Source organism: Pseudomonas sp. HD6422 (assembly GCF_025377065.1).
Taxonomy (GTDB): Bacteria; Pseudomonadota; Gammaproteobacteria; order Pseudomonadales; family Pseudomonadaceae; genus Aquipseudomonas; species Aquipseudomonas putida_U.
Genome location: NZ_JAHWIW010000045.1, coordinates 12,329 through 39,098, shown reverse-complemented (window position 1 = coordinate 39,098; position 26,770 = coordinate 12,329). Strand labels below are relative to the sequence as shown.

General features: G+C 64.1%; 28 protein-coding genes and 4 tRNA genes. 17 read left to right on the top strand and 15 right to left on the bottom strand.

The genetic code is table 11. The annotated features are described in order from the left end of the window. Positions 1 to 73 precede the first annotated feature (73 nt). The 3 genes from KY379_RS24445 to KY379_RS24435 all read right to left on the bottom strand — a co-directional run bounded on the left by KY379_RS24445 (position 74) and on the right by KY379_RS24435 (position 1,952). Complete coding sequence (locus KY379_RS24445; RefSeq protein ID WP_261241802.1) at positions 74 to 1,231, bottom strand: tyrosine-type recombinase/integrase; 1,158 nt, start codon at positions 1,229 to 1,231, stop codon at positions 74 to 76. Between the two features lie 165 nt (positions 1,232 to 1,396). Further along, a tRNA-Thr gene (locus KY379_RS24440) sits at positions 1,397 to 1,472 on the bottom strand. Positions 1,473 to 1,523: 51 nt separating this feature from the next. After that, on the bottom strand, positions 1,524 to 1,952 hold the full coding sequence (locus tag KY379_RS24435; RefSeq protein ID WP_133329544.1) for a pilin: 429 nt from the start codon (positions 1,950 to 1,952) through the stop codon (positions 1,524 to 1,526). A 330-nt stretch (positions 1,953 to 2,282) separates the two neighbouring features. Here KY379_RS24435 and KY379_RS24430 point away from each other — a divergent pair, with 330 nt between their 5' ends. Genes KY379_RS24430 through yacG form a run of 4 tightly spaced genes read left to right on the top strand, consistent with a single transcriptional unit; the run spans position 2,283 to position 5,180 of the window. Then, complete coding sequence (locus KY379_RS24430) at positions 2,283 to 3,491, top strand: type II secretion system F family protein (protein WP_261241795.1); 1,209 nt, start codon at positions 2,283 to 2,285, stop codon at positions 3,489 to 3,491. A 2-nt stretch (positions 3,492 to 3,493) separates the two neighbouring features. After that, entirely contained in the window at positions 3,494 to 4,360 is an 867-nt protein-coding gene (locus KY379_RS24425; RefSeq protein WP_133329540.1) for a prepilin peptidase, read from the top strand. Then, the gene (gene coaE / locus KY379_RS24420; RefSeq protein ID WP_133329538.1) at positions 4,360 to 4,983 is read left to right on the top strand and encodes a dephospho-CoA kinase; all 624 of its coding nucleotides are present in this window, start codon (positions 4,360 to 4,362) and stop codon (positions 4,981 to 4,983) included. The genes KY379_RS24425 and coaE overlap by 1 nt, the downstream gene beginning before the upstream one ends. Next, entirely contained in the window at positions 4,980 to 5,180 is a 201-nt protein-coding gene (yacG, locus tag KY379_RS24415) for a DNA gyrase inhibitor YacG (protein WP_133329536.1), read from the top strand. The genes coaE and yacG overlap by 4 nt, the downstream gene beginning before the upstream one ends. 48 nt (positions 5,181 to 5,228) lie before the next feature. Here yacG and KY379_RS24410 read toward each other — a convergent pair whose 3' ends face one another. After that, positions 5,229 to 5,912, bottom strand: coding sequence for an energy-coupling factor ABC transporter permease (locus KY379_RS24410; protein WP_261241790.1), 684 nt, complete (start codon positions 5,910 to 5,912; stop codon positions 5,229 to 5,231). Between the two features lie 104 nt (positions 5,913 to 6,016). Between KY379_RS24410 and KY379_RS24405 the strand changes: the two genes are divergently transcribed. From KY379_RS24405 to KY379_RS24395, 3 genes are all read left to right on the top strand, one after another. Continuing rightward, the gene (locus tag KY379_RS24405) at positions 6,017 to 6,646 is read left to right on the top strand and encodes a DUF1780 domain-containing protein (RefSeq protein WP_133329532.1); all 630 of its coding nucleotides are present in this window, start codon (positions 6,017 to 6,019) and stop codon (positions 6,644 to 6,646) included. 132 nt (positions 6,647 to 6,778) lie between these two features. Continuing rightward, positions 6,779 to 6,952, top strand: a complete 174-nt coding sequence (locus tag KY379_RS24400) for a DUF3094 family protein (protein WP_133329530.1) — start codon at positions 6,779 to 6,781, stop codon at positions 6,950 to 6,952. A gap of 84 nt (positions 6,953 to 7,036) precedes the next feature. After that, the gene (locus tag KY379_RS24395) at positions 7,037 to 8,332 is read left to right on the top strand and encodes an NAD(P)/FAD-dependent oxidoreductase (RefSeq protein WP_261241787.1); all 1,296 of its coding nucleotides are present in this window, start codon (positions 7,037 to 7,039) and stop codon (positions 8,330 to 8,332) included. Positions 8,333 to 8,560: 228 nt separating this feature from the next. Here the strand turns inward: KY379_RS24395 and KY379_RS24390 are convergent. The 6 genes from KY379_RS24390 to rluD all read right to left on the bottom strand — a co-directional run bounded on the left by KY379_RS24390 (position 8,561) and on the right by rluD (position 13,773). Beyond that, a tRNA-Lys gene (locus KY379_RS24390) sits at positions 8,561 to 8,636 on the bottom strand. Positions 8,637 to 8,642: 6 nt separating this feature from the next. Beyond that, positions 8,643 to 8,719: transfer RNA gene (locus KY379_RS24385), tRNA-Pro, on the bottom strand. A 4-nt stretch (positions 8,720 to 8,723) separates the two neighbouring features. Next, positions 8,724 to 8,799, bottom strand: a tRNA-Asn gene (locus KY379_RS24380). 458 nt (positions 8,800 to 9,257) lie between these two features. Further along, positions 9,258 to 11,822 (bottom strand): ATP-dependent chaperone ClpB, encoded by a 2,565-nt coding sequence (gene clpB, locus KY379_RS24375; RefSeq protein ID WP_261241785.1) that lies wholly within the window; start codon positions 11,820 to 11,822, stop codon positions 9,258 to 9,260. Positions 11,823 to 12,073: 251 nt separating this feature from the next. Then, entirely contained in the window at positions 12,074 to 12,814 is a 741-nt protein-coding gene (gene pgeF / locus KY379_RS24370; protein WP_133329524.1) for a peptidoglycan editing factor PgeF, read from the bottom strand. Further along, positions 12,811 to 13,773, bottom strand: coding sequence for a 23S rRNA pseudouridine(1911/1915/1917) synthase RluD (gene rluD, locus KY379_RS24365; RefSeq protein WP_133329522.1), 963 nt, complete (start codon positions 13,771 to 13,773; stop codon positions 12,811 to 12,813). The genes pgeF and rluD overlap by 4 nt, the downstream gene beginning before the upstream one ends. A 147-nt stretch (positions 13,774 to 13,920) precedes the next feature. Here rluD and KY379_RS24360 point away from each other — a divergent pair, with 147 nt between their 5' ends. The 10 genes from KY379_RS24360 (at position 13,921) to KY379_RS24315 (ending at position 23,794) form a co-directional block, all read left to right on the top strand. Then, positions 13,921 to 14,940, top strand: coding sequence for an outer membrane protein assembly factor BamD (locus KY379_RS24360; protein ID WP_133329520.1), 1,020 nt, complete (start codon positions 13,921 to 13,923; stop codon positions 14,938 to 14,940). 94 nt (positions 14,941 to 15,034) lie between these two features. Further along, entirely contained in the window at positions 15,035 to 15,265 is a 231-nt protein-coding gene (locus KY379_RS24355) for a PP0621 family protein (protein ID WP_133329518.1), read from the top strand. 235 nt (positions 15,266 to 15,500) lie between these two features. Further along, positions 15,501 to 16,265 (top strand): FadR/GntR family transcriptional regulator, encoded by a 765-nt coding sequence (locus tag KY379_RS24350; RefSeq protein ID WP_133329516.1) that lies wholly within the window; start codon positions 15,501 to 15,503, stop codon positions 16,263 to 16,265. Between the two features lie 89 nt (positions 16,266 to 16,354). Then, on the top strand, positions 16,355 to 17,557 hold the full coding sequence (locus tag KY379_RS24345) for an ABC transporter substrate-binding protein (RefSeq protein WP_261241773.1): 1,203 nt from the start codon (positions 16,355 to 16,357) through the stop codon (positions 17,555 to 17,557). 65 nt (positions 17,558 to 17,622) lie between these two features. Further along, positions 17,623 to 18,483 carry a branched-chain amino acid ABC transporter permease gene (locus KY379_RS24340; RefSeq protein ID WP_133329512.1) on the top strand — a complete coding sequence of 287 codons (861 nt, stop codon included), beginning with the start codon at positions 17,623 to 17,625 and terminating at the stop codon, positions 18,481 to 18,483. A gap of 2 nt (positions 18,484 to 18,485) precedes the next feature. After that, a complete protein-coding gene (locus KY379_RS24335) occupies positions 18,486 to 19,505 on the top strand; it encodes a branched-chain amino acid ABC transporter permease (protein WP_261241772.1) in 1,020 nt (339 codons plus the stop codon). Further along, positions 19,505 to 20,257 carry an ABC transporter ATP-binding protein gene (locus KY379_RS24330; protein ID WP_133329508.1) on the top strand — a complete coding sequence of 251 codons (753 nt, stop codon included), beginning with the start codon at positions 19,505 to 19,507 and terminating at the stop codon, positions 20,255 to 20,257. The genes KY379_RS24335 and KY379_RS24330 overlap by 1 nt, the downstream gene beginning before the upstream one ends. Continuing rightward, positions 20,257 to 20,952, top strand: coding sequence for an ABC transporter ATP-binding protein (locus KY379_RS24325; protein ID WP_133329506.1), 696 nt, complete (start codon positions 20,257 to 20,259; stop codon positions 20,950 to 20,952). The genes KY379_RS24330 and KY379_RS24325 overlap by 1 nt, the downstream gene beginning before the upstream one ends. A gap of 153 nt (positions 20,953 to 21,105) precedes the next feature. Beyond that, entirely contained in the window at positions 21,106 to 22,383 is a 1,278-nt protein-coding gene (locus KY379_RS24320) for a Zn-dependent hydrolase (protein ID WP_196173843.1), read from the top strand. 1 nt (position 22,384) lies between these two features. Beyond that, entirely contained in the window at positions 22,385 to 23,794 is a 1,410-nt protein-coding gene (locus KY379_RS24315; RefSeq protein WP_133329502.1) for an amidase, read from the top strand. Between the two features lie 130 nt (positions 23,795 to 23,924). On the opposite strand, the gene thiO is transcribed toward KY379_RS24315, so the two are convergent. From thiO to KY379_RS24290, 5 genes are read right to left on the bottom strand one after another with little or no spacing between them, the layout of a single operon-like run. Further along, on the bottom strand, positions 23,925 to 25,019 hold the full coding sequence (gene thiO, locus KY379_RS24310; RefSeq protein ID WP_133329500.1) for a glycine oxidase ThiO: 1,095 nt from the start codon (positions 25,017 to 25,019) through the stop codon (positions 23,925 to 23,927). 58 nt (positions 25,020 to 25,077) lie between these two features. Then, positions 25,078 to 25,467, bottom strand: coding sequence for a type IV pilin protein (locus tag KY379_RS24305; protein ID WP_133329498.1), 390 nt, complete (start codon positions 25,465 to 25,467; stop codon positions 25,078 to 25,080). A gap of 1 nt (position 25,468) precedes the next feature. After that, positions 25,469 to 25,939, bottom strand: a complete 471-nt coding sequence (locus KY379_RS24300; RefSeq protein ID WP_133329496.1) for a hypothetical protein — start codon at positions 25,937 to 25,939, stop codon at positions 25,469 to 25,471. After that, on the bottom strand, positions 25,939 to 26,577 hold the full coding sequence (locus tag KY379_RS24295; protein ID WP_261241763.1) for a PilW family protein: 639 nt from the start codon (positions 26,575 to 26,577) through the stop codon (positions 25,939 to 25,941). Before KY379_RS24295 ends, KY379_RS24300 begins: the two co-directional genes overlap by 1 nt. Continuing rightward, the gene (locus tag KY379_RS24290) at positions 26,574 to 26,765 is read right to left on the bottom strand and encodes a prepilin-type N-terminal cleavage/methylation domain-containing protein (RefSeq protein ID WP_261241761.1); all 192 of its coding nucleotides are present in this window, start codon (positions 26,763 to 26,765) and stop codon (positions 26,574 to 26,576) included. Before KY379_RS24290 ends, KY379_RS24295 begins: the two co-directional genes overlap by 4 nt. Between the last annotated feature and the right edge of the window lie 5 nt (positions 26,766 to 26,770).

Sequence of the window (26,770 nt, the reverse complement as noted above, 5' to 3'; positions counted from 1 at the left end):
GCAGCTGTCTCCAATAGAGTATGAGAAACGCTATTTCCTGAGCTTGGAGAGTGTCTAGGAAACCAGGGGCGATTCAATGGTTGGCATACCACTGAAGCATTTCACGACGCCCTTCAAGGTACTGAGCGTGATTATAGGTTCCTCGAATACTGTTCTTGTCCACATGCGCCAGTTGGGTTTCCACCCACTCGCTGCGGTACCCCTGCTCATGCAGGGTGGTGGACATTGTGTGACGGAATCCATGCCCTGTGGCTCTGCCGTCGTAACCCGAGCGTTTCAGCAGCTGATTGATGGCGGCCTCGCTCATCGGCTTAGCGGGGTCATTCCGACCAGGAAATGCGAGCGTGTAGCCACCGGTGATGCTTTCTAGCTCACGCAGTGCAGACACAGCTTGTTTCGGCAGAGGAACTAGATGGGCCCGGCGCATTTTCATCCGCTGAGCTGGAATCGTCCAAAGGGCATTTTCGAGGTCAAACTCAGACCACGGCGCCCCTCTGAGCTCAGCAGTCCGTACACCCGTGAGAATTAGCAAACGGGTAGCAATTTTCACCACGTCATGCCCTGGGCACGCCTGGAAGCCTCGAATCAGATCCGGGATTTCTGCGATAGGAAGGAAGGGGTAGTGCCGGGAGGTAGGCGTTTGAAGTGCCCCTCCGATATCTGCAATGGGGTTGTACTCGACCCTGCCGGTGGCAATCGCAAAGCGGTACACCTCTTGGCAGCGCTGTCGAACCTTGCGTAGCTTTTCTAAAGCCCCACGCGACTCTATGCGGCGGAAGACCTGTAACCACTGCATAGGCTTGATCTCAGACAGAGGCAAGCTTCCAACCTGCGGAAAGATGTCCAGCTCAAAAGCCTCGATGACGTCAGTCGCATACCCTTCTGACCAGCGTGCAGACTTATGCTGATGCCACTCCAGTGCGAGACTTTTGAAGGTATTGGCACGAGAAATTGCCGCCTGGGCCCGAGCGACCTTTCTCTCAAGGCCTGGATGCCGCCCCTGTGAAACCAGCTGGCGTGCATCAAACGCAAGCTGGCGAGCCTGCGCCAACGTCACGTTGTCGATAGTGCCCAAAGAAATGTGTGACTGCTTACCGTCCAGCCTGAATCGGAAGCGCCAAGACTTGCCGCCGGCGGCTCGAACCCAGAGGAATAAGCCACCTCCGTCAGCGAGGCCAAAGTCCTTTTCACGGGGTGCAGCGTTCTTCACTTGCAGCGCTGTCAAAGGCATGCGAGTACCCATAGATTATTGAACAGCGCAAAGGTACTCGCAGGGGTACTCAGATAGCAAGGGCTGGGATGGGACGGGATGGCACTGCATGAAACCAAAAGCCCGCACTAGGCGGGCTTCTGAGGGGTTTCATGCGACTGCTTGGCACTGCATGAACCTATTGACTGGTGCCGGAGACAGGAATCGAACCTGCGACCTTCGCGTTACGAGTGCGCTGCTCTACCGACTGAGCTACACCGGCGTGTAGCGCAACGTACCACTGCCGCCGTCGTTACGCAAACCCCTGTTTCCGCTAATTATTCCCCGCCCCCGCCGCTGCCGTGCAGCCTTTCGGTGCCAGGTCCTCTTCCACGGTGGTGGCGCAGCTCCAGCCGGTGGCCGAGCGTGTCAGGGTGAGGCTCTTGCCGAGCACGGTGGCCGGTGCATCGACCAGGGTGCAGACAATGTTGCCAGTGCCCTCGGCCGCCTTGCCTTGGGCAGTGATCGCGCAATGGGCGGTGCCGGCCTGGCCACCCAGTGCGGCGACGTTGGCGACGTCCTTGCCTTCGTTCAGGCGCAGATCCATCGGGGTCTTCAGTGCCGAGATCTCCAGCAGGCCGGCTGCAGCCTTGCTGCGGGCCTGGTGATTGGTATACATCGGCAGGGCGATGGTCGCGAGGATGCCGATGATCGCCACGACGATCATCAGCTCGATCAGGGTGATACCGCGTTGCCCTTTCATCCACTCTCTTCCTTTTGCAAACGTGTACGCGTTGAGGTCGTGCTCGCCCCAGCCGGCAGCGGCGCAGTAGGCCTGAATAGACACCTTTTGTCACCCCTGCAAGCCACAGATCAGGGCTCGCCTGATCTACTCTAGTGAGCACCAGGGAAGTACGCCCCCTGAAAGGCCGGGCAAGCTGTTTCGTGAATTTGCCAAACCTGTTCCGGCCCCTGCGTGGCGGCTCAACGCCCCGATAACTCGCTCCCAAAGGATTTGGGGGTGATCTGAAGATCGCAACGAACCTGTGTGGGCTGGAACTGGCTTGGCACACGGGCAGAAAAGGACCTTTGCATGCCTCGATCTCTACACCTCTATGCCTGGCATGGCACCGACCCCCAGGGTCGGCCCATCAACGGCCAGACACCTGGGCGCAGCCCCGCCTACGTGCGCGCCGGGCTGCAACGGCAAGGTATTCGCATCGACCGGGTGCGGCCAGCCGGTGGCTTGGCCTGGCGCTGGCCGAAGGCGCGGGCCAAAGCCGACCCGGCGGGGTTCAGTCGGCAGTTGGCGACCCTGCTCAAGGCCGGGGTGCCGTTGTTGCAGGCGTTCGAGGTGATGGGGCGCAGCGGGTGCGACAAGGCACAGGCCGATCTGTTGGCGCGCTTGCAACAAGATGTGGGGGCGGGGCTGGGATTGGCCGATGCGTTGCAGCGCCATCCGCGCTGGTTCGATGGGCTGTATTGCAACCTGGTGCGGGTGGGCGAGCAGTCCGGCACGCTGGATCGGCAACTGGGGCAACTGGCCGATATGCTGGAACAACGCCAGGTGCTGCGCAGCCGGGTACGCAAGGCGATGGCCTATCCCCTGCTGCTGTTGCTGACCGGGTTGGCGGTGGCAATGTTGCTGCTGCTCGAAGTGATCCCGCAATTCCAATACCTGTTCGCGAGCTTCGGCAATACGCTGCCGGCATATACGCAATGGGTCATCGACTTATCCACAGGGCTGTCACGCTATGGCCTTTACCTGTTGATGTTGCTGGTGCTGGCGATGGCAGGTGTGGGCCTGCTCTACCGTCGTCACCCGCCTGCTCGCTTGTGGATAGCGCGGCAGGTGCTGCAGGTGCCGGTATTCGGTCAATTGCTTGGGCAAACGGCGCTGGCGCGGTTTTGTCGCAGTCTGGCCACGGCCTATGCCGCTGGGGTGCCGTTGCTGGACGCCCTGGGTACGGTGGCCAAGGCGTGCAGTTACGAGCTGCATGAACAGGCCACCCTGCGCATGCGCCAGGCCATGGCCAATGGGCAGGGGCTCAGCCAGGCGATGGCGAGCGAGCCGTTGTTTCCGCCGTTGCTGGTGCAGTTGACCGGCATCGGCGAATCCAGCGGCACGCTCGACCAGATGCTGGAAAGGGCTGCGGGGCATTACGCCGAGCAGGTCAGGCAGACGCTGGAGCAGTTGACCAGCCTGCTCGAGCCGTCCATCGTGCTGATCCTCGGGCTGCTGGTGGGCGGCCTGGTGGTGGCGATGTATTTGCCGATCTTCCAGTTGGGTAACCTGATCTGAACATGAATGCGTGGACCTTGCTGGCGCAACAGCCAGCCTATTTCATCACCTTGGCCTGCGTGCTCGGCCTGCTGGTGGGCAGTTTTCTGAACGTCGTGGTGTACCGGCTGCCGATCATGCTGCAGCGCCAATGGCAGCGCGATGCCCAGGAAGTGCTGGGCTTGCCGACCACCGAGCACGAACGCTTCGACCTGTGCCTGCCGGCTTCGCACTGCCCCCATTGCGGCCAGGCGGTGCGGGCCTGGCAGAACATTCCGCTGCTCAGCTATGTGGCCCTGCGGGGGCGGTGCGCCGGCTGCCACACACGCATCAGCCCACGCTATCCGTTGGTAGAACTGGCCACGGCGCTGCTGTCGGGCCTGGTGGCCTGGCATTTCGGCGCTAGCGCGGCAGGGTTGCTGGCACTGCCGCTGACCTGGTGCCTGCTGGCTTTGAGCCTGATCGATGCCGAGCATCAGGTGCTCCCGGATGTGCTGGTCCTGCCGATGCTGTGGCTGGGCCTGATCGCCAATGCCTTCGGCACCTACGTACCGCTGGCCGATGCGGTGTGGGGGGCGGTGGGCGGCTATCTGAGCCTGTGGCTGGTGTACTGGGCGTTCAAGCTGGCGACTGGCAAGGAAGGCATGGGCTATGGCGATTTCAAGCTGCTGGCGTTGATCGGCGCCTGGGGCGGCTGGCAGATCCTACCTGTGACGGTGGTACTGTCGTCGCTGGTGGGGGCGCTGGTGGGGCTGTGCCTGCTGCGGATGCGGGGCCGGACACTGAGCACGGCGATCCCATTTGGGCCCTATTTGGCCATCGCGGGGTGGATTGCGCTGCTCTGGGGTGATGAAATGTATACCTCTTACCTGCAACTGCTTGGATTCTGATGACCACTGCAGCTTTCACCCCTTGGATTCTCGGCCTCACCGGCGGCATTGGCAGCGGCAAGAGCGCGGCTGCCGAGCGCTTCGTCGAGCTTGGCGTGCACCTGGTCGATGCCGATCAGGCGGCGCGCTGGGTGGTCGAGCCTGGCCGACCGGCGCTGGCAAGCATCGTCGAGCGCTTCGGTGCCGGCGTGCTGCTGGACGATGGGCAACTGGATCGCTCGGCACTGCGCCAGAAGATCTTCGCCGACCCGCAGCAACGGCGCTGGCTGGAGGCGCTGCTGCACCCGTTGATCGGGCAGGAGATCTTCAGTTACCTGGCCAAGGCTGAGTCACCCTATGCGGTGTATGTGTCGCCGTTGCTGATCGAGTCCGGGCAATCGCAGAAGGTCCAGCGGGTACTGGTGATCGATGCGCCGCAGGCGCTGCAGGTGCAGCGGACCCTGGCGCGGGACAACACCAACCCCGAGCAGGTGCAGGCCATATTGCAGGCGCAGTTGGCGCGGGAAGAGCGCTTGCGCCATGCCGATGACGTGGTGGTGAACGACCGCGACCTGGCTGCGCTGCACGAACAGATCGATCGCCTGCACGATTTTTACCTGACTTTACGAGGAGGCCAGCCATGAGCCAGCCATTGACCGTCGACTGCCCGACCTGTGGCGCACCTGTGGAATGGAACGAGAAGAGCGCGTTTCGGCCATTTTGTTCGGACCGTTGCAAGCTGATCGACCTGGGCGCGTGGGCGGCGGAAGAGCACAAGATCCCGGGTTCGGAAGATTCCGAAGATGAGTTGTATTCGGGAGATCTGGAACCTCGGCATTGAGGTGATGGGGAGTGAATCGGTGGTGATCGGCAAAAACCGGGCTTGGAATCAGCGCTCGTCGTCTTTCCAGGGGGCCTGTAGATAGCGGGTGCGGTTGAAGGTTTCCAGCCACTCGGGGCAGAACACCACCAGAGCGCTGATCACGGTGCCATTGATGAAAGCCTCCGGGAACATCATCAGCCACAGGTAGCCAACGAAGTCGCTGAGCCACTCCGGCATGGCGAACAGGCCATCCCACCAGAGCACACCCAGCGCCGCGATCAGGCACACCACCACGGTCAGCGCCGCTGGGAAGAACCCCGCGCAAAAGATATAGACGAACAGGTTACGCGGTTGCGCCCGCTCGACCAGGATCGCGCAAATCTCGGTGACCAGCACCGGCAGGCCGATCAGCAACAGGCCGTTCACGCCCAGGGCCGCCAGCTCGTAACGCCCCAGCGCCAGCAGGCCCAACTGGGCCATGAAGCCGCCGAGCACGGCCAGCGGCCAGTCCAGCAGCAGGGTCACCGCAGTCATGCCGATGAAGTGATACGACACACCGGTATCGAAGTCGCGCCGCACCAACCACAAGGCGAACAGGCAGAACACCGTGCCGAACAGCAGGTGTTGACGCCGCCTGTCCGTGAGCAACTCCACCCAACGGACACGGCTGGCCGCCCAGCCCAACAGCGGTAGATAAACCAGCCATCCCACGGTCAGGCTGGTGCCGGACAACACCTGCGCGCTGATCACCGTCACCTCGTTCGAGCTGCCATTTTCTGGAGTCTATACCCTGTCGCCGATTCCCACGGCCAAACAAGCCCTTACGTTCACAATTGCCGACTAAGCTTGTTCCCATGGATGACTCTGACTACTTGCGCCTGCTTACCATCCAGGCCGAACAAGCCAACGCCTTTCTCTCCAATGCACGCAAATGGGAGCGTGAGCGGTGGGTGTGCCAGCGGCTGCTGCAAGGGCTGAACATCCCCTACCGCAGCGAAGAGTTCATGCCGGCGGGCCAGGAGCCGCCGGACGTGCTGTTTCGCGATGCGGCGTTCGAGGTGTTCTTCGTGCTCGACGAGGGGCGGCGGCTGAACGACGAATGGCGTGAAGAGCTGCAACGTCGGCGCAGTGCGTTCTCCCTGGCGCAACTGGTGCGCCGCGAGTCGCGGCCACGGCGGATCAGCGCCTCGGAGTTGCTCGGGCGCTTGGCGCCGACCTTGCGCAAGAAGGCGCACAACTACCGGGAACGTGGCCTGGACCTGGGCGAGCTGGACATCATCGCCTTCTCCAGCCTCAAGCGCGAAGTGCTCGACCTCAACACCCACTTCCCACCGCCCACCGAATACCTGCGCCAAGGGTGGCGTTCGCTGTCGCTGGTGGGGCCGACCTTCGCCCGGGTGCTGTTCGCTCATCCCGATGCACCGGATTTCCTGCGTAGCAACCTGGGACGCAGCATCGTGTTCGACGTGGGGATCAGTCTTTGATCCACTGCCGAGTGTGTTTGCAATGGCGTACACTCGGCGCCAGGGATAGAAAGCCTTATCATTTGTTTCAAGCCCTTGCGCGAACGCTGTAGCGTTTGCGCAGTCACAAACGTCTATCTGACGAGGCCCACCATGACCAGCCGACTGAATCCGGACGATCAGCGTCGTGTCGATGAGTATCTGCGCGCCCCCCAGCACCAAGTCGAGCGCCGGCCCTTCCGGCCGCTGCTGCTCCTTGGATTGGTAGTGGTCGTGACCATCGTGCTGGGCCTCATTAGCCGCCTGCTGGGTGGACTGGTGCTATGAGCTGCCTTGCGCTCGCCCTTCCCTCATGCAGTTTGCGGCCGGCCGAAACGGCCACGAATTCCGTAAACCTTATGAGATATCCCCATGACTCATCGCATCGTGATTGTCGGCGGCGGCGCCGGCGGCCTGGAACTGGCGACCCGCCTGGGTAAGACCCTGGGCAAACGCAAGCAGGCCGAGATTACCCTGGTCGACGCCAACCTCACGCACATCTGGAAGCCTCTGCTGCACGAAGTGGCGGCGGGCTCGCTCAACTCCTCGGAAGATGAACTGAACTACGTGGCCCAGGCCAAGTGGAACCACTTCAACTTCCAGCTCGGGCGCATGAGCGGCCTGGACCGTGAAGGCAAGCAGATTCAACTGGCCGCCACCCTCGATGAAGAGGGCCGCGAACTGCTGCCTGCGCGCACCCTGCCCTACGACACGCTGGTGATCACCGTGGGCAGCAATACCAACGACTTCGGCACGCTGGGCGCGGCGCAGCATTGCCTGTTCCTGGACACCCGCAAGCAGGCCGAGCGCTTCCACCAGCAGTTGCTCAACCACTACCTGCGTGCCCATGCCGGTGATGTGGCCAGCGAGCAGATCAGCGTGGCCATCGTCGGTGCCGGTGCCACCGGCGTAGAACTCGCCGCTGAGCTGCACCACGCCGCCCATGAACTGGCAGCCTATGGCCTGGACCGCATCCAGCCCAAGGACATGCACATCACCCTGATCGAGGCCGGCCCACGGGTGCTGCCTGCCCTGCCGGAGCGAATCAGCGTGCCGGTGCACAAGACCCTGGAAAAACTCGGGGTGACGGTGATGACCAACGCGGCGGTAAGCGAAGTCACCGCCGAAGGCCTGAAAACCGCCGGTGGCGATGTCATCCAGGCCAGCCTCAAGGTGTGGGCAGCGGGTATTCGTGCGCCGGCCTTCCTCAAGGAGATCGACGGGCTGGAAACCAACCGCATCAACCAACTGGTGGTGCGCCCTACCCTGCAGACCACCCGCGACGATGACATCTTCGCCTTCGGTGACTGCGCCGCCTGCCCGCAACCAGGCAGCGACCGTAATGTGCCGCCACGGGCGCAGGCCGCGCACCAGCAGGCTTCGATGCTGGCCAAGAGCTTGAAGGCGCGCTTGGAGAACAAGCCGCTGCCGACCTACGAATACAAGGACTATGGCTCGTTGGTGTCGCTGTCGCGGTTCTCGGCGGTGGGTAACCTGATGGGGAATCTAATGGGCAGCGTGAAACTGGAAGGCTGGTTGGCGCGGATGTTCTATGTGTCGCTGTACCGGATGCACCAGATGGCGCTGTATGGGTTCTTCCGCACGGCGATGATGATGCTGGGCAGCAAGATCGGGCGAGGCACTGAGCCGCGTCTGAAACTGCACTGATAGGCGCAGGGTTTCGCCAGTGGGAGTGGGCTTGCCCCGCGAACACCGGCGAAGCCGGTGCCATGCACCGCAGTGCCTTCTTCGCGGGCAAGCCCGCTCCCACAGGGATCGCGGCAGCTGAACCCAGCAGCAACAGGGAAAACCTGCACTTAACACTGCAGGTTTTTTTGCGGGGTTAAATCCGAGGCAAAAGAAAAAGGGCATCTCATTCGAGATGCCCTTTTTACATGGTGGGTCGTGTAGGATTCGAACCTACGACCAATTGGTTAAAAGCCAACTGCTCTACCAACTGAGCTAACGACCCGGAAAATGGTCGGGGTGAGGGGATTCGAACTCCTGACATCCTGCTCCCAAAGCAGGCGCGCTACCGGACTGCGCTACACCCCGAAATTGGCTCCGCGACCTGGACTCGAACCAGGGACCCAATGATTAACAGTCATTTGCTCTACCGACTGAGCTATCGCGGAACTGAACTTCGTACAACTCCGAAGGCTGTGTTAGCTTCGGACTCTTTAGCTATTCCGCTTTCGCGTTGTCGCTGCTGAGGCCGGCTATTCTACATTCTTCGTTTTGCTTGTCAACCACTTTTTTTCATTCAACTTACTGATTTGTAAGTTGTTTTGCGATCGCCGATGTTGCTGGTGATTCGCTTAGTGCCTGACAGCGGGGCGTATATTAGGGGCACTCGATTTTAGATGCAAGCAAAAATTTCAAAATTTTCAGCAGGTTATCTGGAGGTGCCGGAAAGGCCAGATTTTGCGGGGTCTGGGCCGGCCCTTTCGCGGGCAAGCCCGCTCCCACAGGTGCACCGCAGCCGCTGAAATCTACATCTTACCTGCGGGCTTGCCCGCGAAAGGGCCGGTGCAGCTTCATACAAAAAAAGCCCCGCGGATGCGGGGCTTTCGGTCACAGCGGCGACAACCGATCACTCGAAGACAATGTCGTCCCCTTCCACCTTCGCCGTGATCGCCGTGCCCGGCATGAACTTGCCAGCCAGGATCAACTGCGCCAGCGGGTTCTCGATCCAGCGCTGGATCGCCCGCTTCAGCGGCCGTGCGCCGTACACCGGGTCGTAACCCACGGCGATCAGCTTGTCCAAGGCCTCCGGGCTCAGGCTCAACGCCAGCTCGCGTTCGACCAGGCGGCTGCGCAGGCGGCCGAGCTGGATTTCGGTGATGCCGGCGATCTGCTCGCGGCCCAGTGGCTCGAATACCACCACTTCGTCGATCCGGTTGATGAACTCCGGACGGAAATGCGAGCCCACGGCATCCATCACCGCGGCGCGTTGCGCTTCGCGATCGCCGACCAGCTCCTGGATCTGCGCCGAGCCCAGGTTGGACGTCATCACGATCACCGTGTTGCGGAAGTCCACGGTGCGCCCATGGCTGTCGGTCAGGCGGCCGTCCTCAAGCACTTGCAGCAGCACGTTGAACACGTCTGGGTGGGCTTTTTCCACCTCGTCCAGCAGCACCACCGAATACGGTTTGCGGCGCACGGCCTCGGTCAGGTAACCGCCCTCCTCGTAACCCACGTAGCCTGGTGGGGCGCCGATCAGGCGCGCCACCGAGTGTTTCTCCATGAACTCGGACATGTCGATCCGCACCATGGCCTCCTCGGTGTCGAACAGGAACTCGGCCAGGGCCTTGCACAGTTCGGTCTTGCCCACACCGGTCGGGCCGAGGAACAGGAACGAACCACTGGGGCGGTTCGGGTCGGACAAGCCGGCACGCGAGCGGCGCACGGCGTTGGCCACGGCCGTGACGGCCTCGCCTTGGCCGATCACGCGCTGGTGCAGCAGCTCTTCCATCTTCAGCAGCTTTTCGCGCTCGCCTTCGAGCATCTTGGAGACCGGAATACCGGTCCACTTCGACACGACTTCGGCGATTTCTTCCTCGGTCACCTTGTTGCGCAGCAACTGGTTATCGGTCTTGCCGTGCTGATCGACCATCTGCAGGCTGCGCTCCAGGTCCGGAATCACGCCGTACTGCAGCTCGGCCATGCGGCTGAGGTCGCCTTTGCGCCGGGCAGCTTCCAGCTCCTGGCGGGCCTGCTCGATCTTTTGCTGGATCTGCGCAGAGCCCTGTACCTCGGCTTTTTCCGACGCCCAGATCTCTTCCAGGTCGGAATACTCGCGCTCCAGGCGCTCGATTTCCTCGGTGAGTTTTTCCAGGCGCTTCTTGGCGGCCTCGTCTACTTCTTTCTTCAGCGCCTGGGACTCCACCTTCAGCTGGATCAGGCGACGGTCGAGGCGATCGAGCACCTCCGGCTTGGAGTCGATCTCCATGCGGATGCGGCTGGCCGCTTCGTCGATCAGGTCGATGGCCTTGTCCGGCAGCTGGCGGTCGGTGATGTAGCGGTGGCTGAGCTTGGCGGCGGCGATAATCGCGCCGTCGGTGATGGCCACCTTGTGGTGCACTTCATAACGCTCTTTCAGGCCGCGCAGGATGGCGATGGTGTCTTCCTCGCTCGGCTCCTCGACCAGCACCTTCTGGAAGCGGCGCTCGAGGGCGGCGTCCTTCTCGATGAACTGGCGATACTCGTTGAGGGTGGTGGCACCGACGCAGTGCAGTTCGCCGCGGGCCAGCGCCGGCTTGAGCATGTTGCCGGCATCCATGGCGCCCTCGCCTTTGCCGGCGCCGACCATGGTGTGCAGCTCGTCGATGAACAGGATGATCTGGCCTTCCTGCTTGGACAGCTCGTTGAGCAGGCCTTTCAAGCGCTCTTCGAACTCGCCACGGTACTTGGCACCGGCGATCAGTGCGCCCATGTCCAGCGCCAGCAGGCGCTTGCCCTTCAGGCCGTCGGGCACTTCGCCATTGATGATGCGCTGGGCCAGGCCTTCGGCGATGGCGGTCTTGCCGACGCCGGGCTCACCGATCAGCACCGGGTTGTTCTTGGTCCGGCGTTGCAGCACCTGGACAGTGCGGCGGATTTCGTCGTCACGGCCGATCACCGGGTCGAGCTTGCCCTCCTCGGCGCGCTTGGTCAGGTCGACGGTGTATTTGTCCAAGGCCTGGCGCGACTCTTCGGCGTTGGGGTCGTTGACCGCCGCGCCGCCACGCAGGTTGTTGATGGCGTTTTCCAGGGCCTTCTTGCTCACGCCCTGGCCGAGCAGCAATTTACCGACCTTGCTGTTCTCGTCCATGGCGGCGAGCAGCACCAGTTCGCTGGAAATGAACTGGTCGCCTTTCTGCTGGGCCAGGCGGTCGGCCTGGTTGAGCAGACGCGCAAGGTCCTGCGACATGTTCACGTCGCCGGTGGGGTTCTGGATTTTCGGCAGTTGGTCCAATTCCTTGGTCAACGCCTGGCGCAGGCCGTTGATGTCGAAGCCGACCTGCATCAGCAGCGGCTTGATCGAACCTCCTTGCTGGTCGATCAGGGCCTGCAGCAGGTGCAGCGGTTCGATGGCCGGGTGGTCCATGCCCACCGCCAGGGATTGGGAATCGGATAACGCCAGTTGCAGCTTGCTGGTCAAACGGTCTATTCGCATGGGATACCTTCCTATTAGGGCAGGTCGGAGCGATGGACAGCGCCTGTGATGTAGAAACCTGCCAGAGATGACCAATAGATGAGGTTGATTCTGGAAGATTCAAGCGTAGTGGGTTTGACCGGGGTCAACCTGAGAGATTGGTGCTGGGCCTTTCGCGGGCAAGCCCGCACCCACAGAAAGCCTCACTGGATTCGGATCAGGCGGGGGACCTGTGGGAGCGGGCTTGACCCCGCGAAAGGGCCGCTACTGACTCAACGCGGCTCCAGCCACACCAAGGAAGCGAACCGCCCCCCTTGCGGAGTCCGGCGATAGGAGAAGAAGCGCGGATCACTGACCGTGCAGAACCCGCCCCCATAAACAGCCGTCACCCCACGCGCCGCCAGGCGAATCCGCGCCAGCTCATAGATGTCGGCCATCAACTTGCCAGGCTGCGCCCCGTCGACGAAGGCATTGGCGGCCTCCGGGTGGACAGCGGTAAAGGCATCGCGCACTTCCAGCCCGACCTCGAAGGCCTTGGGCCCGATGGCCGGCCCCAGCCATACCAACACCTCTTCAGGCGCCAGCGCCAGCCGGTCAAGGGTGGCTTCCAGCACGCCACCGGCCAAACCCCGCCAACCGGCATGGGCTGCGGCAACACGGGTACCGGCACGGTCGCAGAACAGCGCCGGCAGGCAATCGGCAGTCATCACGGTGCAGGCGATACCGGGCTGGTCGGTCCAGCTGGCGTCGGCTTCGGCCACCACGCGGGGGTCGGCATCCGCCACCACCAGGCCATGCACCTGCTTGAGCCAGGCCGGCTGGATGGCGAATTCGCTGCTCAAGCGGCGGCGGTTCTCGGCGACTGCGGCAGGGTCGTCGCCTACGTGGTCGCCGAGATTGAAGGACTGATAAGGGGGCAGGCTGACGCCGCCCTCGCGGGTGGTGACACAGGCCCGCACCGAGGCCGGGGCCGGCCAGTCGGGAAACAGCAGGGCCTGGGTCAGGCCGCTCATCCGATGAAGCTCTCGCGGTCCTGGCTGAGCAGCGACAGCAACCAGACGAAGTCGTCGGGCAGTGGCGATTCCCACTCCATGCGTTCACCGGTGGTCGGGTGCACCAGCGCCAGGAAGCGCGCATGCAGCGCCTGGCGCGGGAAGGTCTTGACCGCCTGGACCATGGTCTGACTGGCCGCTGGTGGAATGCGGAAGCGGCCACCGTAGGTCTGGTCGCCGACCAGCGGGAAGCCGACGTGGGCCATGTGTACACGGATCTGGTGGGTACGCCCGGTTTCCAGCTTGACCCGCACGTGGGTGTGCGAACGGAAGCGCTTGAGCACCCGGTAGTGGCTGATCGCAGGCTTGCCGCCGTCGGTCACCGCCATGCGCTGACGCATGCCGCCGTGACGACCGATCGGTGCGTCGATCTTGCCGCCGGCAGTCACCACGCCGACCACGATGCATTCATAGATGCGGCTGACCGAGCGCTTCTGCAGCTGGTCGACCAGGTTGGTCTGCGCCTGCAGGGTCTTGGCCACCACCATCAGGCCGGTGGTGTCCTTGTCCAGGCGATGCACGATGCCGGCACGCGGGACGTTGACGATGTCCGGCACGTGGTGCAGCAGCGCGTTGAGCAAGGTGCCGCTGGCATGCCCGGCAGCCGGGTGCACCACCAGGCCGGCCGGTTTGTTGATCACCAGAATCTGGTCGTCTTCATAGACGATGTCCAGCTCGATGTCCTCGGCCTCCCACTCGCCCTGGGCTTCCTGCTCGGCGTCCAGCGCCAGCAGCGAGCCACCGTGGACGGTGTCGCGTGGGCGCAGGACCGCGCCGTCGACCGTCAGGCGACCTTCTTTGATCCACGAAGTAAGCCGCGAACGCGAATACTCGGCGAACAATTGGGCGGCGACCTGGTCGAGGCGTTGCCCGCCCAGTTCGGACGGTACCTCTGCGCTAAGTTGAATGATCTCGGACATGCTCGATTCGGCGGGCGCACAGCCTTTGGTTTCGGCTGCGCGCTTGTGGTTAAATACGGCTTCTTTTGCCCCGGGCTCAGCCGGGGTGGTCATCATAACAGGACGGCACCGCCCAAGACAGCGGCCGTCAAAGGGACGCAAGCCGCTATGCAAGTGAAACACCTGCTGCTGATCGCCATCCTCGGGCTCACCGCGGCCTGTTCCTCCAACAAGGAAGTCATCGACGAGAACCTCAGCGAGGCCGAGCTGTACCAGCAGGCCCAGGCTGACCTGGACAATTCCAGCTACACCAGCGCCGTGAACAAGCTCAAGGCCCTGGAGTCGCGCTACCCGTTCGGCCGCTACGCCGACCAGGCGCAGCTGGAGCTGATCTACGCCAACTACAAGAACTCCGAGCCCGAGGCCGCCAAGTCGGCTGCCGAGCGCTTCATCCGTCTGCACCCGCAGCACCCGAACGTCGACTACGCCTACTACCTCAAGGGCCTGACCTCGTTCGACCAGGACCGTGGCCTGCTGGCGCGCTTCCTGCCGCTGGACATGACCAAGCGTGACCCAGGTGCCGCGCGCGACTCGTACAACGAGTTCGCCCAGCTGACCAGCCGCTTCCCCAACAGCCGCTACGCGCCGGACGCCAAGCAGCGCATGATCTACCTGCGCAACCTGCTGGCCTCCTACGAAATCCACGTGGCCGACTACTACCTGAGCCGTCAGGCCTACGTCGCCGCCGCCAACCGTGGCCGCTACGTGGTCGAGAATTTCCAGGAAACCCCGTCGGTCGGCGATGGCCTGGCGATCATGGTCGAGTCGTACCAGAAGATGCACCTGGATGACCTGGCCGCCACCAGCCTGGAAACCCTGAAGCTCAACTACCCGGATCACCCGAGCCTGGTCGATGGCGAGTTCCAGCCCAAGCAGACCGAATCCGATGGCCGTGGCTGGCTGTCCAAGGCCACCCTGGGCCTGATCGAAACCGACACGCCGCTGCCGCCGGGTGAAACCCGTGCCAACCAGGACGTGGTCAAGCAGTTCCAGGACGCCCGCGACGAAATGCCGGTCGAGCTGCTGCCCAAGGACGAGGACGGCAACCCGATCCTGCCGGAAGGCCCGAAAGAAGCCGAGAAGCCACGCTCCTGGTTCAGCTACATGACCTTCGGTCTGTTCGACTGATACCCGCAAGCGCGAGAAAGGGAGGCCTGGGGCCTCCCTTTTTCATTGGCCGCGCCCTAGACTGTCGGCTCCCCCTTTCGACAAGCTGGACACCATGGTTCGCCTACTTTTCTGGATTGCCCTGATCGCCGCCGCGGTATGGCTGTGGCGCAAGTTCAAGATCAGCCAGCAATCGCACCCCGAGCCCAAGCTCGACGCACCGTTGAAGATGGTGCGCTGCGCCCACTGCGGCGTGCACCTCCCCAATGACCGGGCGCTGAAGCTGGGCGATGACTGGTATTGCAGCCAGAAGCACCTGGAGCAAGGGCCCGGTCGCCAGGGCTGACACAAGCTTCTTGTGGGAGCGGGTTCACCCGCGAACACGGGCAACGCCCGTGCCATCCACCGCGGTGGCTTCTTCGCGGGTAAACCCGCTCCTACATGGACTCGTGTCGCCCACATATAGCGGCAGCGCATATCCCTCCCCGACCCTTTCACATCATTTGCGACCTGTCGCATTGACCCGACCGGGTTACTTTCGCTAAATCCTATTTATCCGCATAAATATGAAAAATAGCGAAATGCTCAAACCCAAACGCAAGCGCCAGAAGCTGTCCGACGTGATCGTCGAATCGGTCAAGCGCTCGATCGTCACCGAGGCCCTGCACCCAGGCGACCGGCTGCCCACCGAACGCGAGCTGATGGAGCACTTCGAATGCTCCAAAGGCACAGCCCGCGAAGCGCTCAAGGCCTTGGAGGTCGAAGGCCTGGTCAGCACCCGTACCGGCCCCAGCGGCGGCGCCTACCTCAACGAGGTCGGCACCGAGCCCGCCAGCCGAGCACTGCGCAACTACCTGCACTTCCAGCACCTGGACGGCGAGCAGGTGTATCAATTGCGCAAGGTCATCGAGGTGGAGCTGGCGGTGTCGGTGATGGGCAAGCTCAGCGCCGAGGACTACGCCGCGCTGCAGGCCAACATCGACTTCTGCAGCGCCCCGGAGGACAGCGAACAAGGCCAGCGCGAGCAACGCCTGGCCGAACTGGAGTTCCACAACCTGCTGGCCAGCCGCTGCCCCAACCCGCTGCTGCGCTTCATGGCCACCTTCCTCAATGACCTGCTGCGCGATCTGGTGGTACTGAAAAAGGCCTACCTGCCCAAGCGCCAGCAGTTCGCCGCAGCCAACATCGACTACCACAAGCACTTGCTCACCGCCCTGCAGGCCGGTGACGAAGCCGCCGTGCGCCGGCTGATGCACGAGCACATGTGCGACGCCGAGCACCACATGACCGCGCTCGAAGGCGAGGTCGCCCGTCACTTCCTGCTGGAGTTCGCCCACGACCACTGATGTGCCTGAAAGAGGCCTGCTTACAGGCCCGGCCGTACCTGCTTTGCCATTGCCACTCCTGCCTAATAACCACAACCAAGGAGTTATCCATGCAAAGACGTACCCTGCTCAAGGCAGGCCTTGCCCTGGGTGCCCTCGGTAGCCTCCCGCTGGGAGCCCACCGGGCATTCGCCGACGAATCGCTGACCTTCTATGGGCTCAAGTCCATGTCTGGCGCCTTCGCCAGCTACGGCAAGTACGCCGACATGGGTTCGCGCCTGGCGATCGCCGAGTACCCGCAGTTGCTCGACCACCCGCTCACGTACAAGGTCATCGACACCGAGGGCAACGCCGGCAAGGCCGTGCGCAAGGTGCAGGAGGCGATCGGCCAGGATGGCGCACGGTTCTTCCAAGGCTGCACCCTGTCCTCTTCGGCCCTGGCGGTGTCGAAGGAAATCCACAAGGCCGGCGGCGTGTTCATGACTCCGGTCGGTGCCGACGAGATCACCGGCAAAGACTGCAACAGTTCGACCTTCCGCTGGTCTGTGCCCACCTACGGCGCCATCCGCGAAACCCTGATACCGATGATCCGCCAGCTACCCCAGGCCAAGCGCTGGTACACCATCACCCCGCAATACGTGTTCGGCGATGCGCTGCTGGACAACGCCCGCAAGGTGTTCGCCGAGTTCGGCGTCGAGCACATCGGCAACAGCTACCACTCGTTGCAGGAGCAGGAGTTTTCCGGATACCTGACCAACGCCATCGCCGCCAAGCCCGACGTGCTGGTGCTGCTCAACTTCGGCAGCCAGGCCTCCAACGCCCTGCGCCAGGCCGTGAACTTCGGCATCAAGGACCGCATGCACGTGCTGATGGTGTGGTCGGCAGGGCTCGACCAGTTCCAGGAACTGGGCAGCGACATGCTCGAAGGGGTGTACCTCGGCGCCCAGTACTGGCACCAGGTCGACACGCCGCTGAACCAGCAACTGGTCGCCGCCACGCAAAAAGCCTATGGCATCAACCCCAACTACCCGTTGGCCGCCGACTATATCGGCACCAAGGTGATGCTCGAAGCCATCGTCAAGGCCGGCAGCCTGGACGGCGCCGCGGTATCTGCCGCCTTGCAGGGCATGCGCTTCCAGGGCCCGACCGGCGAGGAGCTGATCCGCCCGGGCGACCACCAGGTGCTCAAGGATTACTACCTGCTGCGGGGCAAGGCCCAAGGCCAGATGCGCGACGAAGACGATCTGGCGGAAGTCATCAGCTCGGGTCGCTCGTTCGTCGAACTCGACCACACCGGATGCACCCTGGCCTGACGCCACGGCGCTAGACACCACCACCTGTACAGGCAGCCGCCCCGTGCGCTGTCGAGGGCACGCTCATGCTCGATTTGTACCTGTTCCAACTGCTCAACGGCCTGGGCCTGGGGATGATCTACTTCCTCATCGCCGTGGGCCTGACGATCATTTTCGGCCTGCTCAACTTCGTCAACTTCGCCCATGGTGCGTTTTTCCTGCTGGGCGCCTACCTGTGCTACACCGCCGTGGCGCTGACCGGTAACTTCTGGCTGGCCCTGCTGATCGCCCCGCTGGTGGTGGCGGCGCTGGCCTGGGCGGTGGAGCGGCTGCTGATCAAGCGCATCTATCACTTGCCGCACACCTTCCAGATCCTCGTCACCCTGGGGATCGCGCTGATCATCCAGGAAGCCTCGGTGCTGATCTGGGGCCCGGTGGGCAAGAACATCGCCGTGCCGCCCGAATTGCGTGGCGTACTGATCGTCGGTGATTTCATCTATCCCTACTACCGCCTGTTCCTGATCGGCTTCGCCGCGCTGATCGGCCTGGGGCTGTGGTTGCTGCTGGAACGTACGCGCTTCGGCGCCCTGGTGCGCGCCGGCAGTGAAAGCACCGAAACCGTCTCGCTGCTGGGCACCAACATCTTCCGTCTGTTCTCGTTGACCTTCGCCCTGGGCGTGGGCCTGGCGGGGGTCGCCGGTGTGCTGTTCGCCCCGCTCCGCGGTGCCCAGCCGTTCGTGGGGCCGGAGATTCTCGGCATTGCCTTCGTGGTGGTGGTGATCGGCGGCATGGGCTCGTTCGGCGGCGCCCTGGTCGGTGGCCTGCTGGTGGGCGTGGTGCAAAGCATGATGACCAGCCTCTGGCCGCAAGGCGCCAGCCTGATGATCTACGGCGCCATGGCGGCGGTGATCCTGGTCCGTCCCTATGGCCTGTTCGGGAGAGCATGACGATGAGCGAGAAAAATCCATTGCCGGTCGCCAAGGGCCGCGCCCCGGCCCTGCTGTTGCTGGTGCTCGTCAGCCTGGTGGCGCTGCCGCTGGTGCTGCCGTCGGCCACCCTGGCCACCGAGATCCTGATCTTCGCCCTGGCCGCACTGGCCTGCAACCTGCTGCTCGGCTACACCGGCCTGCTGTCTTTCGGCCAGGGCATCTTCTTCGGTGTGGGCGCCTACGGCGCGGCGCTGCTGATGATCCATCTGCACTGGGGCCTGTTCGCGGCGCTGCTGGGCGCTGCATTGTTCGGCGCCTTCCTGGCGCTGCTGGTGGGCGCGCTGGCCATCCGCCGCAAAGGCATCTACTTCGTCATGCTGACCCTGGCCTTCAGCCAGATGGCGTATTTCCTGGCCTACACCCTCAGCGGCTGGACCGGCGGCGACAACGGCCTGCTCGATGTGCCACGGCCGAACATCGAGATCGCTGGCCATGTGCTGGTCGACCTGAGCGACCCTCGGCATTTCTACGCGTTCGTGGCGGTGCTGTTCGTGTTGATCTTCGCCGGAGCCCTGCGGGTGATCCGCTCGCCGTTCGGCAGCACCCTGCTGGCCATTCGCGAGAACGAGACCCGCGCCGCCGCCATCGGCTACGACGTGCGCCACTTCAAGATCCTGGTGTTCATGCTGTCCGGCGCCATTACCGGGATCGCCGGGGCGCTGTACGCCATGCTGCTGCACTTCGCGCCGCTGTCGAACATCGACCTGATGATGAGCGAGAACATCCTGATCATGACCATCGTCGGCGGCACCGGCTCGCTGTTCGGCTCGCTGCTCGGGGCAGGCGCCATCGTGGTGCTGGGCGATGTGCTGTCGGAGCTGTGGCCGCGCTGGCTGATGCTGCTGGGGGCGATTCTGATCCTGGTGGTGGTGTTCATGCGTGGTGGCCTGTGGGGCGGCCTGGCCGACCTGAGCAAGCGCCTGCTGCCGTCGCGGTCGGCAGAGGCCAAGTCCGCCGCCAAGACCAAGGAGACCCTGTAATGAGCGACTACCTGCTGCAGACCCACAATCTGGAACTGGCTTACGGGCCGTTCCGTGCGGTGGATGGCGTCGACCTCAAGGTCCGTGCCGGCACCATCCATACCGTCATCGGCCCCAACGGTGCCGGCAAGACCAGCCTGTTCCATTGCCTGACCGGCGAGCGTCAGGCCACCGGCGGCAAGATCCTGTTCAACGGCCAGGATATCGTTCGCAAGCCCTCCCATGGCCGCGTGGCCTTGGGCATGGCGCGCTCGTTCCAGCTCACCAGCCTGTTCCAGAACCTCAGCGTGCGCGAGAACCTGAGGCTGGCCGCCCAGGGCCGCGACGGCCTGGGCGCGCTGAACTTCTGGCGCAGCGTGGAGCACAAGCGCAGCCATTGGGACACCGCCGACCAGGTGCTCGAACGGCTCAAGCTCGGCAACCGCGCCGAGACCCTCGCCGGCGAGCTGTCGCACGGCCAGCAGCGGGTGCTGGAGGTGGGCATGTCGATCTGCGCCAAACCGGCCCTGCTGATGCTCGACGAGCCCACGTCGGGCATGGGCATCGACGACATCCCGGTGATGACCGAGCTGATCAGCGACCTGGGCCGCGACCACACCGTGCTATTGATCGAGCACAACATGAGCATCGTCATGTCGATCAGCCAGCGCATCACCGTCATGAGCCACGGCCAGATCCTGGTCGAGGGAACCCCGGACCAGGTGCGCAACGATGAACGTGTGCGCACTGCCTACCTTGGAGAGGCCGCCTGATGCTCGACGTCGACTCGATCCATTCTTACTACGACAAGAGCCATGTGCTCGAAGGCGTCTCGCTGAAGGTGGGCGCAGGCGAACTGGTGACCCTGCTCGGGCGCAACGGCGCCGGCAAGACCACCACCTTGCGCAGCATCCTCGGCATCGTCCGCCCGCGCCAGGGGCAAATCACCTTCAACGGCGAAGCGCTGGTCGGTCGCGAGATCTTCGACATCGCCCGACGAGGTATCGCCCTGGTACCGGAGCATCGCGGGATCTTCCGCCAGCTGAGCGTGGAGGAGAACCTCAAGATCGCCGTGCGCAAGGACAGCCGCTGGCAGTTGGAAGACGTCTACGGGATGTTCCCGCGACTCAAGGAGCGCCGGCGCAACGGCGGCTTCGCACTGTCGGGTGGCGAACAGCAGATGCTGGCCATCGCCCGTGCCCTGCTCAACGACCCCAAGCTGCTGATCCTCGACGAGCCGACCGAGGGCCTGGCGCCGGTGATCGTCGATGAGCTGGTGAAGATCTTGCGGCGGATCAAGGACGAGGGGCTGTCGATCCTGTTGGTGGAGCAGAACCTGATGGTCTGCGATGCCCTCGCCGACCGGCATTACGTGTTGGAACAGGGGCGCGTGGCCTACCAGGGCAGCGCGGCGCAGTTCCGTGAGGATCCGAGCATCAAGAACCGGTATCTGGCTCTGAGCGCCTGATCCCGGCCTGCTTTTCTGTGCCGGCCTCTTCGCGGGTAAACCCGCTCCTACAGGTTCAACACAGTTCCTGAGAACAGCGGGGTATCTGTGGGAGCGGGCTTGCCCGCGAAGAGGCCCGCCCAGGCACAACCATCGCTACAGGAGAGACGCACCATGAACACCCGCATCGATCCCGCGCAACACCTGTTAGGCCAAGGCCCGCTGGTCAACCGCGAACGCCTCTGGCAGTCGCTGATGGACCTGGCCCAGCTCGGCGCCACTGCCAAGGGCGGCGTCTGCCGCCTGGCCCTGACCGACCTCGACCGCCAGGCCCGCGACCTGTTCGTGCGTTGGTGCGAAGACGCCGGCTGCACGGTCAGCATCGACGCCATCGGCAATATCTTCGCCCGCCGCCCAGGCCGTAACCCGGCACTTGCGCCAGTGATGACCGGCAGCCATATCGACACCCAACCCACCGGCGGCAAGTTCGACGGTTGTTACGGGGTCATGGCCGGGCTCGAAGTCATGCGTACCCTCAACGACCTGCAACTGACCACCGAGGCGTCGCTGGAGGTGGTGGTATGGACCAATGAGGAAGGCTCGCGCTTCCCGCCCTGCATGATGGGTTCGGGGGTGTTCGCCGGTAAGTTCGGCCTGCAGGAAACCCTGGACAAGGTCGACGACCAAGGCCTTTCGGTGGGCGCGGAACTGGCGCGCATCGGCTACGCCGGGCCACGCGTACCCACCGGGCATGCCGTGGGCGCCTACTTCGAGGCGCATATCGAACAGGGCCCGGTGCTCGAGGACCAGCGCACCACCATCGGCGTGGTTCAGGGCTGCCTTGGGCAGAAGTGGTTCGACCTGGTGCTGACCGGTGTCGAGGCCCATGCCGGCCCGACCCCGATGCACCTGCGCAAGGACGCCTTGGTCGGTGCCGCCGAGGTGGTCGCGGCGGTCAACCGTGTGGCCCATGGGCATCAGCCCCACGCCTGCGGCACTGTCGGCTGTCTGACCCTGCACCCAGGCTCGCGTAACGTCATCCCGGGCCAGGTGCAGATGACCATCGACCTGCGCCATCTCGACCCCGAGCACCTCGCCGCCATGGTCAGGGAAGTGCGCGAAGCCATCGAAGCCGCCACGACCCGGCACGGGTTGCGCTATGAGCTGACACCAACGGCCGACTTCCCGCCGCTGTATTTCGCCGAGCAATGCGTCGATGCGGTACGCCAGGGCGCCCGTGCCTTGGGTCTGAGCCACATGGACATCGTCAGCGGCGCCGGCCACGACGCCATCTTCCTCGCCGAGTTGGGCCCGGCGGGCATGATCTTCGTGCCCTGCGAGGGCGGCATCAGTCACAACGAAATCGAGAACGCCGCGCCACAGGACCTGGCCGATGGCTGCGACGTGCTGCTACGCGCCATGGTCCAGGCCGCCAACCCCGGAGCCCTTTGAGATGACCGACAAGACCGCAATCGGTGAATTCACCGCCGTCGAGCTGCTCGACCTGTACCAGCGTCGAGCGCTGTCGCCTGTGGAGGTGATCGACGATGTGCTGGCCCGCATCGAGTTGCACAACCCGAGGGTGAACGCCTACTGCCACGTGGACGGCGAAGGTGCACGGGCCGCCGCCCGCGCCAGCGAACAGCGCTGGCAGCGCGGTGAGCCATGCGGCCGACTGGACGGGGTGCCGGCCTCGATCAAGGACCTGACCCTGACCCGTGGCATGCCGACTCGCAAGGGCTCGCGCACGACCTCCAAGGCCGGGCCATGGGATGTCGACGCGCCATTCAGCGCCTTCATGCGAGAAGCCGGCGCGGTGCTGGTGGGCAAGACCACGACGCCGGAATTCGGCTGGAAGGGGGTCACCGATAACCCGCTTTACGGTATTACCCGCAACCCGTGGGATACCCGCCTGACCGCCGGTGGCTCGTCGGGCGGCGCGGCCGCGGCGGCGGCGCTGAACCTGGGCGTGCTTCACCAGGGCAGCGATGCCGGCGGCTCGATCCGTATTCCCTGTGCCTTCACCGGCACCTTCGGCATCAAGCCCACCTTCGGCTACGTGCCGCAGTGGCCAGCCAGCGCCATGACCGTGTTGTCGCACCTGGGGCCGATGACCCGCACGGTCGACGATGCAGTGCTGATGCTCGATTGCGTGGCGCGACCTGATCCCCGCGATGGCCTGGCTGGAGCACCACGGCAGGCGCCATGGCTGGGTGAGCGGCAGGATCTGAGCGGTTTACGCATCGCCTACAGCGCAAACTTCGGCTATGTCCAGGTCGACCCGCAGATCGACGGCCTGGTCGCCCAGGCCGTGGAGCGCCTGGCGCGGCTGGGGGCGCAGGTGGAAGCGGTCGATCCGGGCTTCGGCGATCCGCTGGAGACGTTCAATACCTTGTGGTTCGCCGGCGCTGCGCGTTTGGCCAGCAACTTCACCGATGAGCAACGGGCAATGATCGACCCTGGGCTGCGCTGGATTGCCGAACAGGGCGCGCAGATCAGCCTGAGCGAATACACCGAGGCTCTGGAAACGCGGGCGGACCTGATCGCCAGAATGAACGCCTTCCATCAGCGCTATGACGTACTGGTTTCACCGATGCTGCCGCTGGCGGCCTTCGAGGCGGGGTACAACGTGCCGCCGGGCTCGGGGATGGCACAGTGGATGGAGTGGACGCCGTTCAGCTACCCGTTCAACCTGACCCAGCAACCGGCTGCCTCGGTGCCCTGTGGATTCACCCGCGAGGGGTTGCCGGTGGGATTGCAGGTGGTGGCCGGGCGCTTTGCCGATGAGCAGGTGCTGCGGGTGTGCAAGGTGTATGAGCAGCATTATCCGAGCCGGCATCTGCAGGCGCCGATTGGCGGTTGAGAGGGGTTGGCTGCACCGGCCCTTTCGCGGGACAAGCCCGCTCCCACAGGTTATTGCAGCCTCTGGAAGCGTGCTCGGGCCCTGTGGGAGCGGGCTTGCCCGCGAAGAGGCCGGAAAAACCAGCGCTGGATCAAATCCGCCCCGCTGGCGCATATGGCGCGGGGTCGATGATCGGCTCGGCGCCGGTCAACAGGTCGGTGAACAACTGGCATGATGCCGGCGCCAGCACCAGCCCATTGCGGTAATGCCCGCAGTTCAACCACAACCCGGCATGCCCCGGCACCGGCCCGATATACGGAACGCCTTCCGGCGAGCCCGGCCGTAGCCCCGCCCAATGGCCCACGATCTCGGCATCGGCCAGCTCTGGCAACAGCTCCACCGCCGAGGCCCTGAGGCTGGCCAGTGCATCCTCGGTCGGGGTCTTGTCGTAGCCGGCATGCTCCAGGGTACTGCCCACCAGGATATGCCCGTCGCGACGCGGAATGGCATAGCGCCCCTTGGCCAGCACCATGCTCGGCAGGAAGTCCGCCGCGCACTTGAACAGGATCATCTGCCCCTTCACCGGCTCTACCGGCAACGCCAGGCCCAGTGTGCCGAGCAGGTCACCGCTCCAGGCCCCGGCGCTGAGCACCACCTCATCGGCTGCCAACACACCGCTGTCGGTCTGCACACCGGTCACCCGCCCGTCCTGCTGTTGGAAACCACTGATCTGGCAATGTTCGCGCAAGGTCACGTTGGGCAGCGCCAGCAACGCCGCTTTCAGCGACTTGACCAGACGCGGATTGCGCACGTTGGCTACGCCGGCCATGTAGATCGCCCGCTGGTAGCCGGCGCCAAGCACCGGTACCGCGTCGTACACCGCCGAGATGTCCACGGCGCTGAGCGGTCGCTGCTCCCGAGCCGCCCAGGCCAGCGCCTCGGCTTCATCGTCGAGGTCCAGCCAGTACAAACCGGTGGTGTGAACTTCCGGATCGAGCCCGGTGCTGGCATACAGGCGCTCGCCCAACTGTGGATAAAAGTCCTGCGACCAATGCGCCAGCGCCGTGACCGCTGGGCTGTAGCGCCAGGGGTAGAGCGGCGAGACGATACCGCCGCCGGCCCAGGACGACTCACGGCCAACCTCGCCCTGATCGCAGACCACCACCTCGCCGACCTTCGCCGCCAGGTTGAACGCAGTCAGCAGGCCGATCACACCACCGCCGACAATCACTACTCGCTTGCTCATCCGTCGATCCAAACCTGAGAAGTAGACAAACCATGGGTGCACCGGGCACCTGCAACCTTTAGCTTCCCCAACAGCGTTCGGCGCCTGTCCGGCTGCCCGGATTGCTCCGCTGCCCGGCCTGATCGAGCTGGAAATCGCCACAGCGGTCGCCCGCCATCAGGCCGGATGCCCGCCGTCGCGCATGCAGCGAGAAGTGCTCGGCGTGGCGTTCAACCTGCAGGCTGTAATGGCGATTACCGTCGGGCAGCGCTGGGTCGCCTTCGGCGTAGCTGCCGGTAAGGGTACGGTGGCGCTCGAGCTTCAGTGCAGCGTCATGCAGCAGACCGACCACTTCGCTGCGTGCAGCTCGCCTGAGCTGGTCGCTGTAACTGGGGTAGGCAATGGCTGCCAGCATGCCGGTCACGGCCACGACAATCAATAACTCGATCAGGCTCATCCCTTGCTGCATGTCAGTCCTCACGCAGTCTCTGCCGCCAGAGCTGGCGCTGGGGGCCCTGTGCTTGAGCGTCCGCCAGGGCGTACACCGCTTCCAGCACCTGGCGGTTCTCGACGTCTCGGCTGACCGCCGTGATCCTGATCAGCCTCGCTGGCGCGTCGCTCAGGCGAGTGGCACGCGCGCTCATGCCCAGGTTCTGCAGCTGGAAATATCCGCTGGGCGTGGCCTGCCACTGGCCAATCAGTTGGTGAGGACGCTCCGGTGGCGAACAAGCAGCGCACTCCTGCGGCAGTGGCCCGTGCAGGTCAGCCACGGCAGCGGCCAGCGTCGCTTCGGCCTGCTCGAATGCCTTCAGGCCCTCGGCGAGGACGCGCGCCATGCGGACCTCCTGCAGCGCACTGCTCAGTGCCGAAGCTGCCAGCAGCCCCAGCAGCAGGCTGATCAGCAACGCCAGCAACAGCACCACCCCACGCTGGCGCCGCATCAGTCGGCCACCGGGTTGCGCACGGCCACGCTCAGGGCATGGCGCTGTTCGATACCCAACATCGGTTCGAATACCGTCAGCTGGATATCCACATGCTGCTCGCTACCCTCCCCGACCAGCGCCACGCGGAAATCGCGCACGTGATCGATCAGCGGCTGCTGACTGGCCCCACGCCTGAACATCAGCGAGGTACCGCCTAGCTGGTAACGGTGCCGGCTGATCGCTACCGCCAGGTCCTTGCCATGCGCACGGCCGCGCCGCACCTGGGCGTAAGTGCTGCAGTCGGTGAGCAGGGTCCAGTCCGGGTCGCCTGGCATGCCGGGCAACTGCGCCACCACTAGGTTCAGGCCATCGGGGCCGGTCATCAATGGTTGGGCGAACGCCGCCTGGGCGGCTGGGTCCTCGAAGTGCTCAGGCGCCAATTGCAGGCAACCGAACATGCCGGCCATGCGCACATCCTGGGCAATGCGCAGCAGGGCCAGGCGCGCATCCTCCTGCAGTCGGCTAGCTGCGCCCTGCACACGCCAGGTCTCGTGGGCCGAGACGAACACCCGGCTGGCGGCGCTCAGTAACGCCAGGCCAATGCTCAGCGCCAGCAGCATTTCCACGAGGCTGAACCCTCGCTGCCCAGGCTTCATGGCTGCCCAGCCCGGGCCCGCTCCTGCTGCGCATGCGCGTTCAGCGCGGCGCGTGTATCGGTAAGGGCCGCCTCGGTGGCCCGCAAGGCCTGCACCTGCAGTGACGCCGCGGCGAACAGCCCGACAGCCAGCACACCCATCGCCAACAAGACTTCCAACAGGGTCATCCCACGCTGTTGCACGCACATCCCGA

Bases quoted from the DNA above. Each gene is read 5' to 3' on its own strand.
- KY379_RS24445 (WP_261241802.1), bottom strand. From the start codon at position 1,231: ATGCCTTTGACAGCGCTGCAAGTGAAGAACGCTGCACCCCGTGAAAAG.
- KY379_RS24395 (WP_261241787.1), top strand. From the start codon at position 7,037: ATGACTCATCGCATCGTGATTGTCGGCGGCGGCGCCGGCGGCCTGGAA.
- KY379_RS24405 (WP_133329532.1), top strand. From the start codon at position 6,017: ATGGATGACTCTGACTACTTGCGCCTGCTTACCATCCAGGCCGAACAA.
- KY379_RS24300 (WP_133329496.1), bottom strand. From the start codon at position 25,939: ATGCGGCGCCAGCGTGGGGTGGTGCTGTTGCTGGCGTTGCTGATCAGC.
- KY379_RS24335 (WP_261241772.1), top strand. From the start codon at position 18,486: ATGAGCGAGAAAAATCCATTGCCGGTCGCCAAGGGCCGCGCCCCGGCC.
- KY379_RS24345 (WP_261241773.1), top strand. From the start codon at position 16,355: ATGCAAAGACGTACCCTGCTCAAGGCAGGCCTTGCCCTGGGTGCCCTC.
- yacG (WP_133329536.1), top strand. From the start codon at position 4,980: ATGAGCCAGCCATTGACCGTCGACTGCCCGACCTGTGGCGCACCTGTG.
- KY379_RS24400 (WP_133329530.1), top strand. From the start codon at position 6,779: ATGACCAGCCGACTGAATCCGGACGATCAGCGTCGTGTCGATGAGTAT.
- clpB (WP_261241785.1), bottom strand. From the start codon at position 11,822: ATGCGAATAGACCGTTTGACCAGCAAGCTGCAACTGGCGTTATCCGAT.
- KY379_RS24320 (WP_196173843.1), top strand. From the start codon at position 21,106: ATGAACACCCGCATCGATCCCGCGCAACACCTGTTAGGCCAAGGCCCG.
- KY379_RS24305 (WP_133329498.1), bottom strand. From the start codon at position 25,467: ATGCAGCAAGGGATGAGCCTGATCGAGTTATTGATTGTCGTGGCCGTG.
- KY379_RS24360 (WP_133329520.1), top strand. From the start codon at position 13,921: ATGCAAGTGAAACACCTGCTGCTGATCGCCATCCTCGGGCTCACCGCG.
- KY379_RS24315 (WP_133329502.1), top strand. From the start codon at position 22,385: ATGACCGACAAGACCGCAATCGGTGAATTCACCGCCGTCGAGCTGCTC.
- KY379_RS24350 (WP_133329516.1), top strand. From the start codon at position 15,501: ATGCTCAAACCCAAACGCAAGCGCCAGAAGCTGTCCGACGTGATCGTC.
- KY379_RS24435 (WP_133329544.1), bottom strand. From the start codon at position 1,952: ATGAAAGGGCAACGCGGTATCACCCTGATCGAGCTGATGATCGTCGTG.
- KY379_RS24430 (WP_261241795.1), top strand. From the start codon at position 2,283: ATGCCTCGATCTCTACACCTCTATGCCTGGCATGGCACCGACCCCCAG.
- thiO (WP_133329500.1), bottom strand. From the start codon at position 25,019: ATGAGCAAGCGAGTAGTGATTGTCGGCGGTGGTGTGATCGGCCTGCTG.
- KY379_RS24290 (WP_261241761.1), bottom strand. From the start codon at position 26,765: ATGTGCGTGCAACAGCGTGGGATGACCCTGTTGGAAGTCTTGTTGGCG.
- KY379_RS24325 (WP_133329506.1), top strand. From the start codon at position 20,257: ATGCTCGACGTCGACTCGATCCATTCTTACTACGACAAGAGCCATGTG.
- KY379_RS24330 (WP_133329508.1), top strand. From the start codon at position 19,505: ATGAGCGACTACCTGCTGCAGACCCACAATCTGGAACTGGCTTACGGG.
- pgeF (WP_133329524.1), bottom strand. From the start codon at position 12,814: ATGAGCGGCCTGACCCAGGCCCTGCTGTTTCCCGACTGGCCGGCCCCG.
- KY379_RS24340 (WP_133329512.1), top strand. From the start codon at position 17,623: ATGCTCGATTTGTACCTGTTCCAACTGCTCAACGGCCTGGGCCTGGGG.
- rluD (WP_133329522.1), bottom strand. From the start codon at position 13,773: ATGTCCGAGATCATTCAACTTAGCGCAGAGGTACCGTCCGAACTGGGC.
- coaE (WP_133329538.1), top strand. From the start codon at position 4,360: ATGACCACTGCAGCTTTCACCCCTTGGATTCTCGGCCTCACCGGCGGC.
- KY379_RS24355 (WP_133329518.1), top strand. From the start codon at position 15,035: ATGGTTCGCCTACTTTTCTGGATTGCCCTGATCGCCGCCGCGGTATGG.
- KY379_RS24295 (WP_261241763.1), bottom strand. From the start codon at position 26,577: ATGAAGCCTGGGCAGCGAGGGTTCAGCCTCGTGGAAATGCTGCTGGCG.
- KY379_RS24425 (WP_133329540.1), top strand. From the start codon at position 3,494: ATGAATGCGTGGACCTTGCTGGCGCAACAGCCAGCCTATTTCATCACC.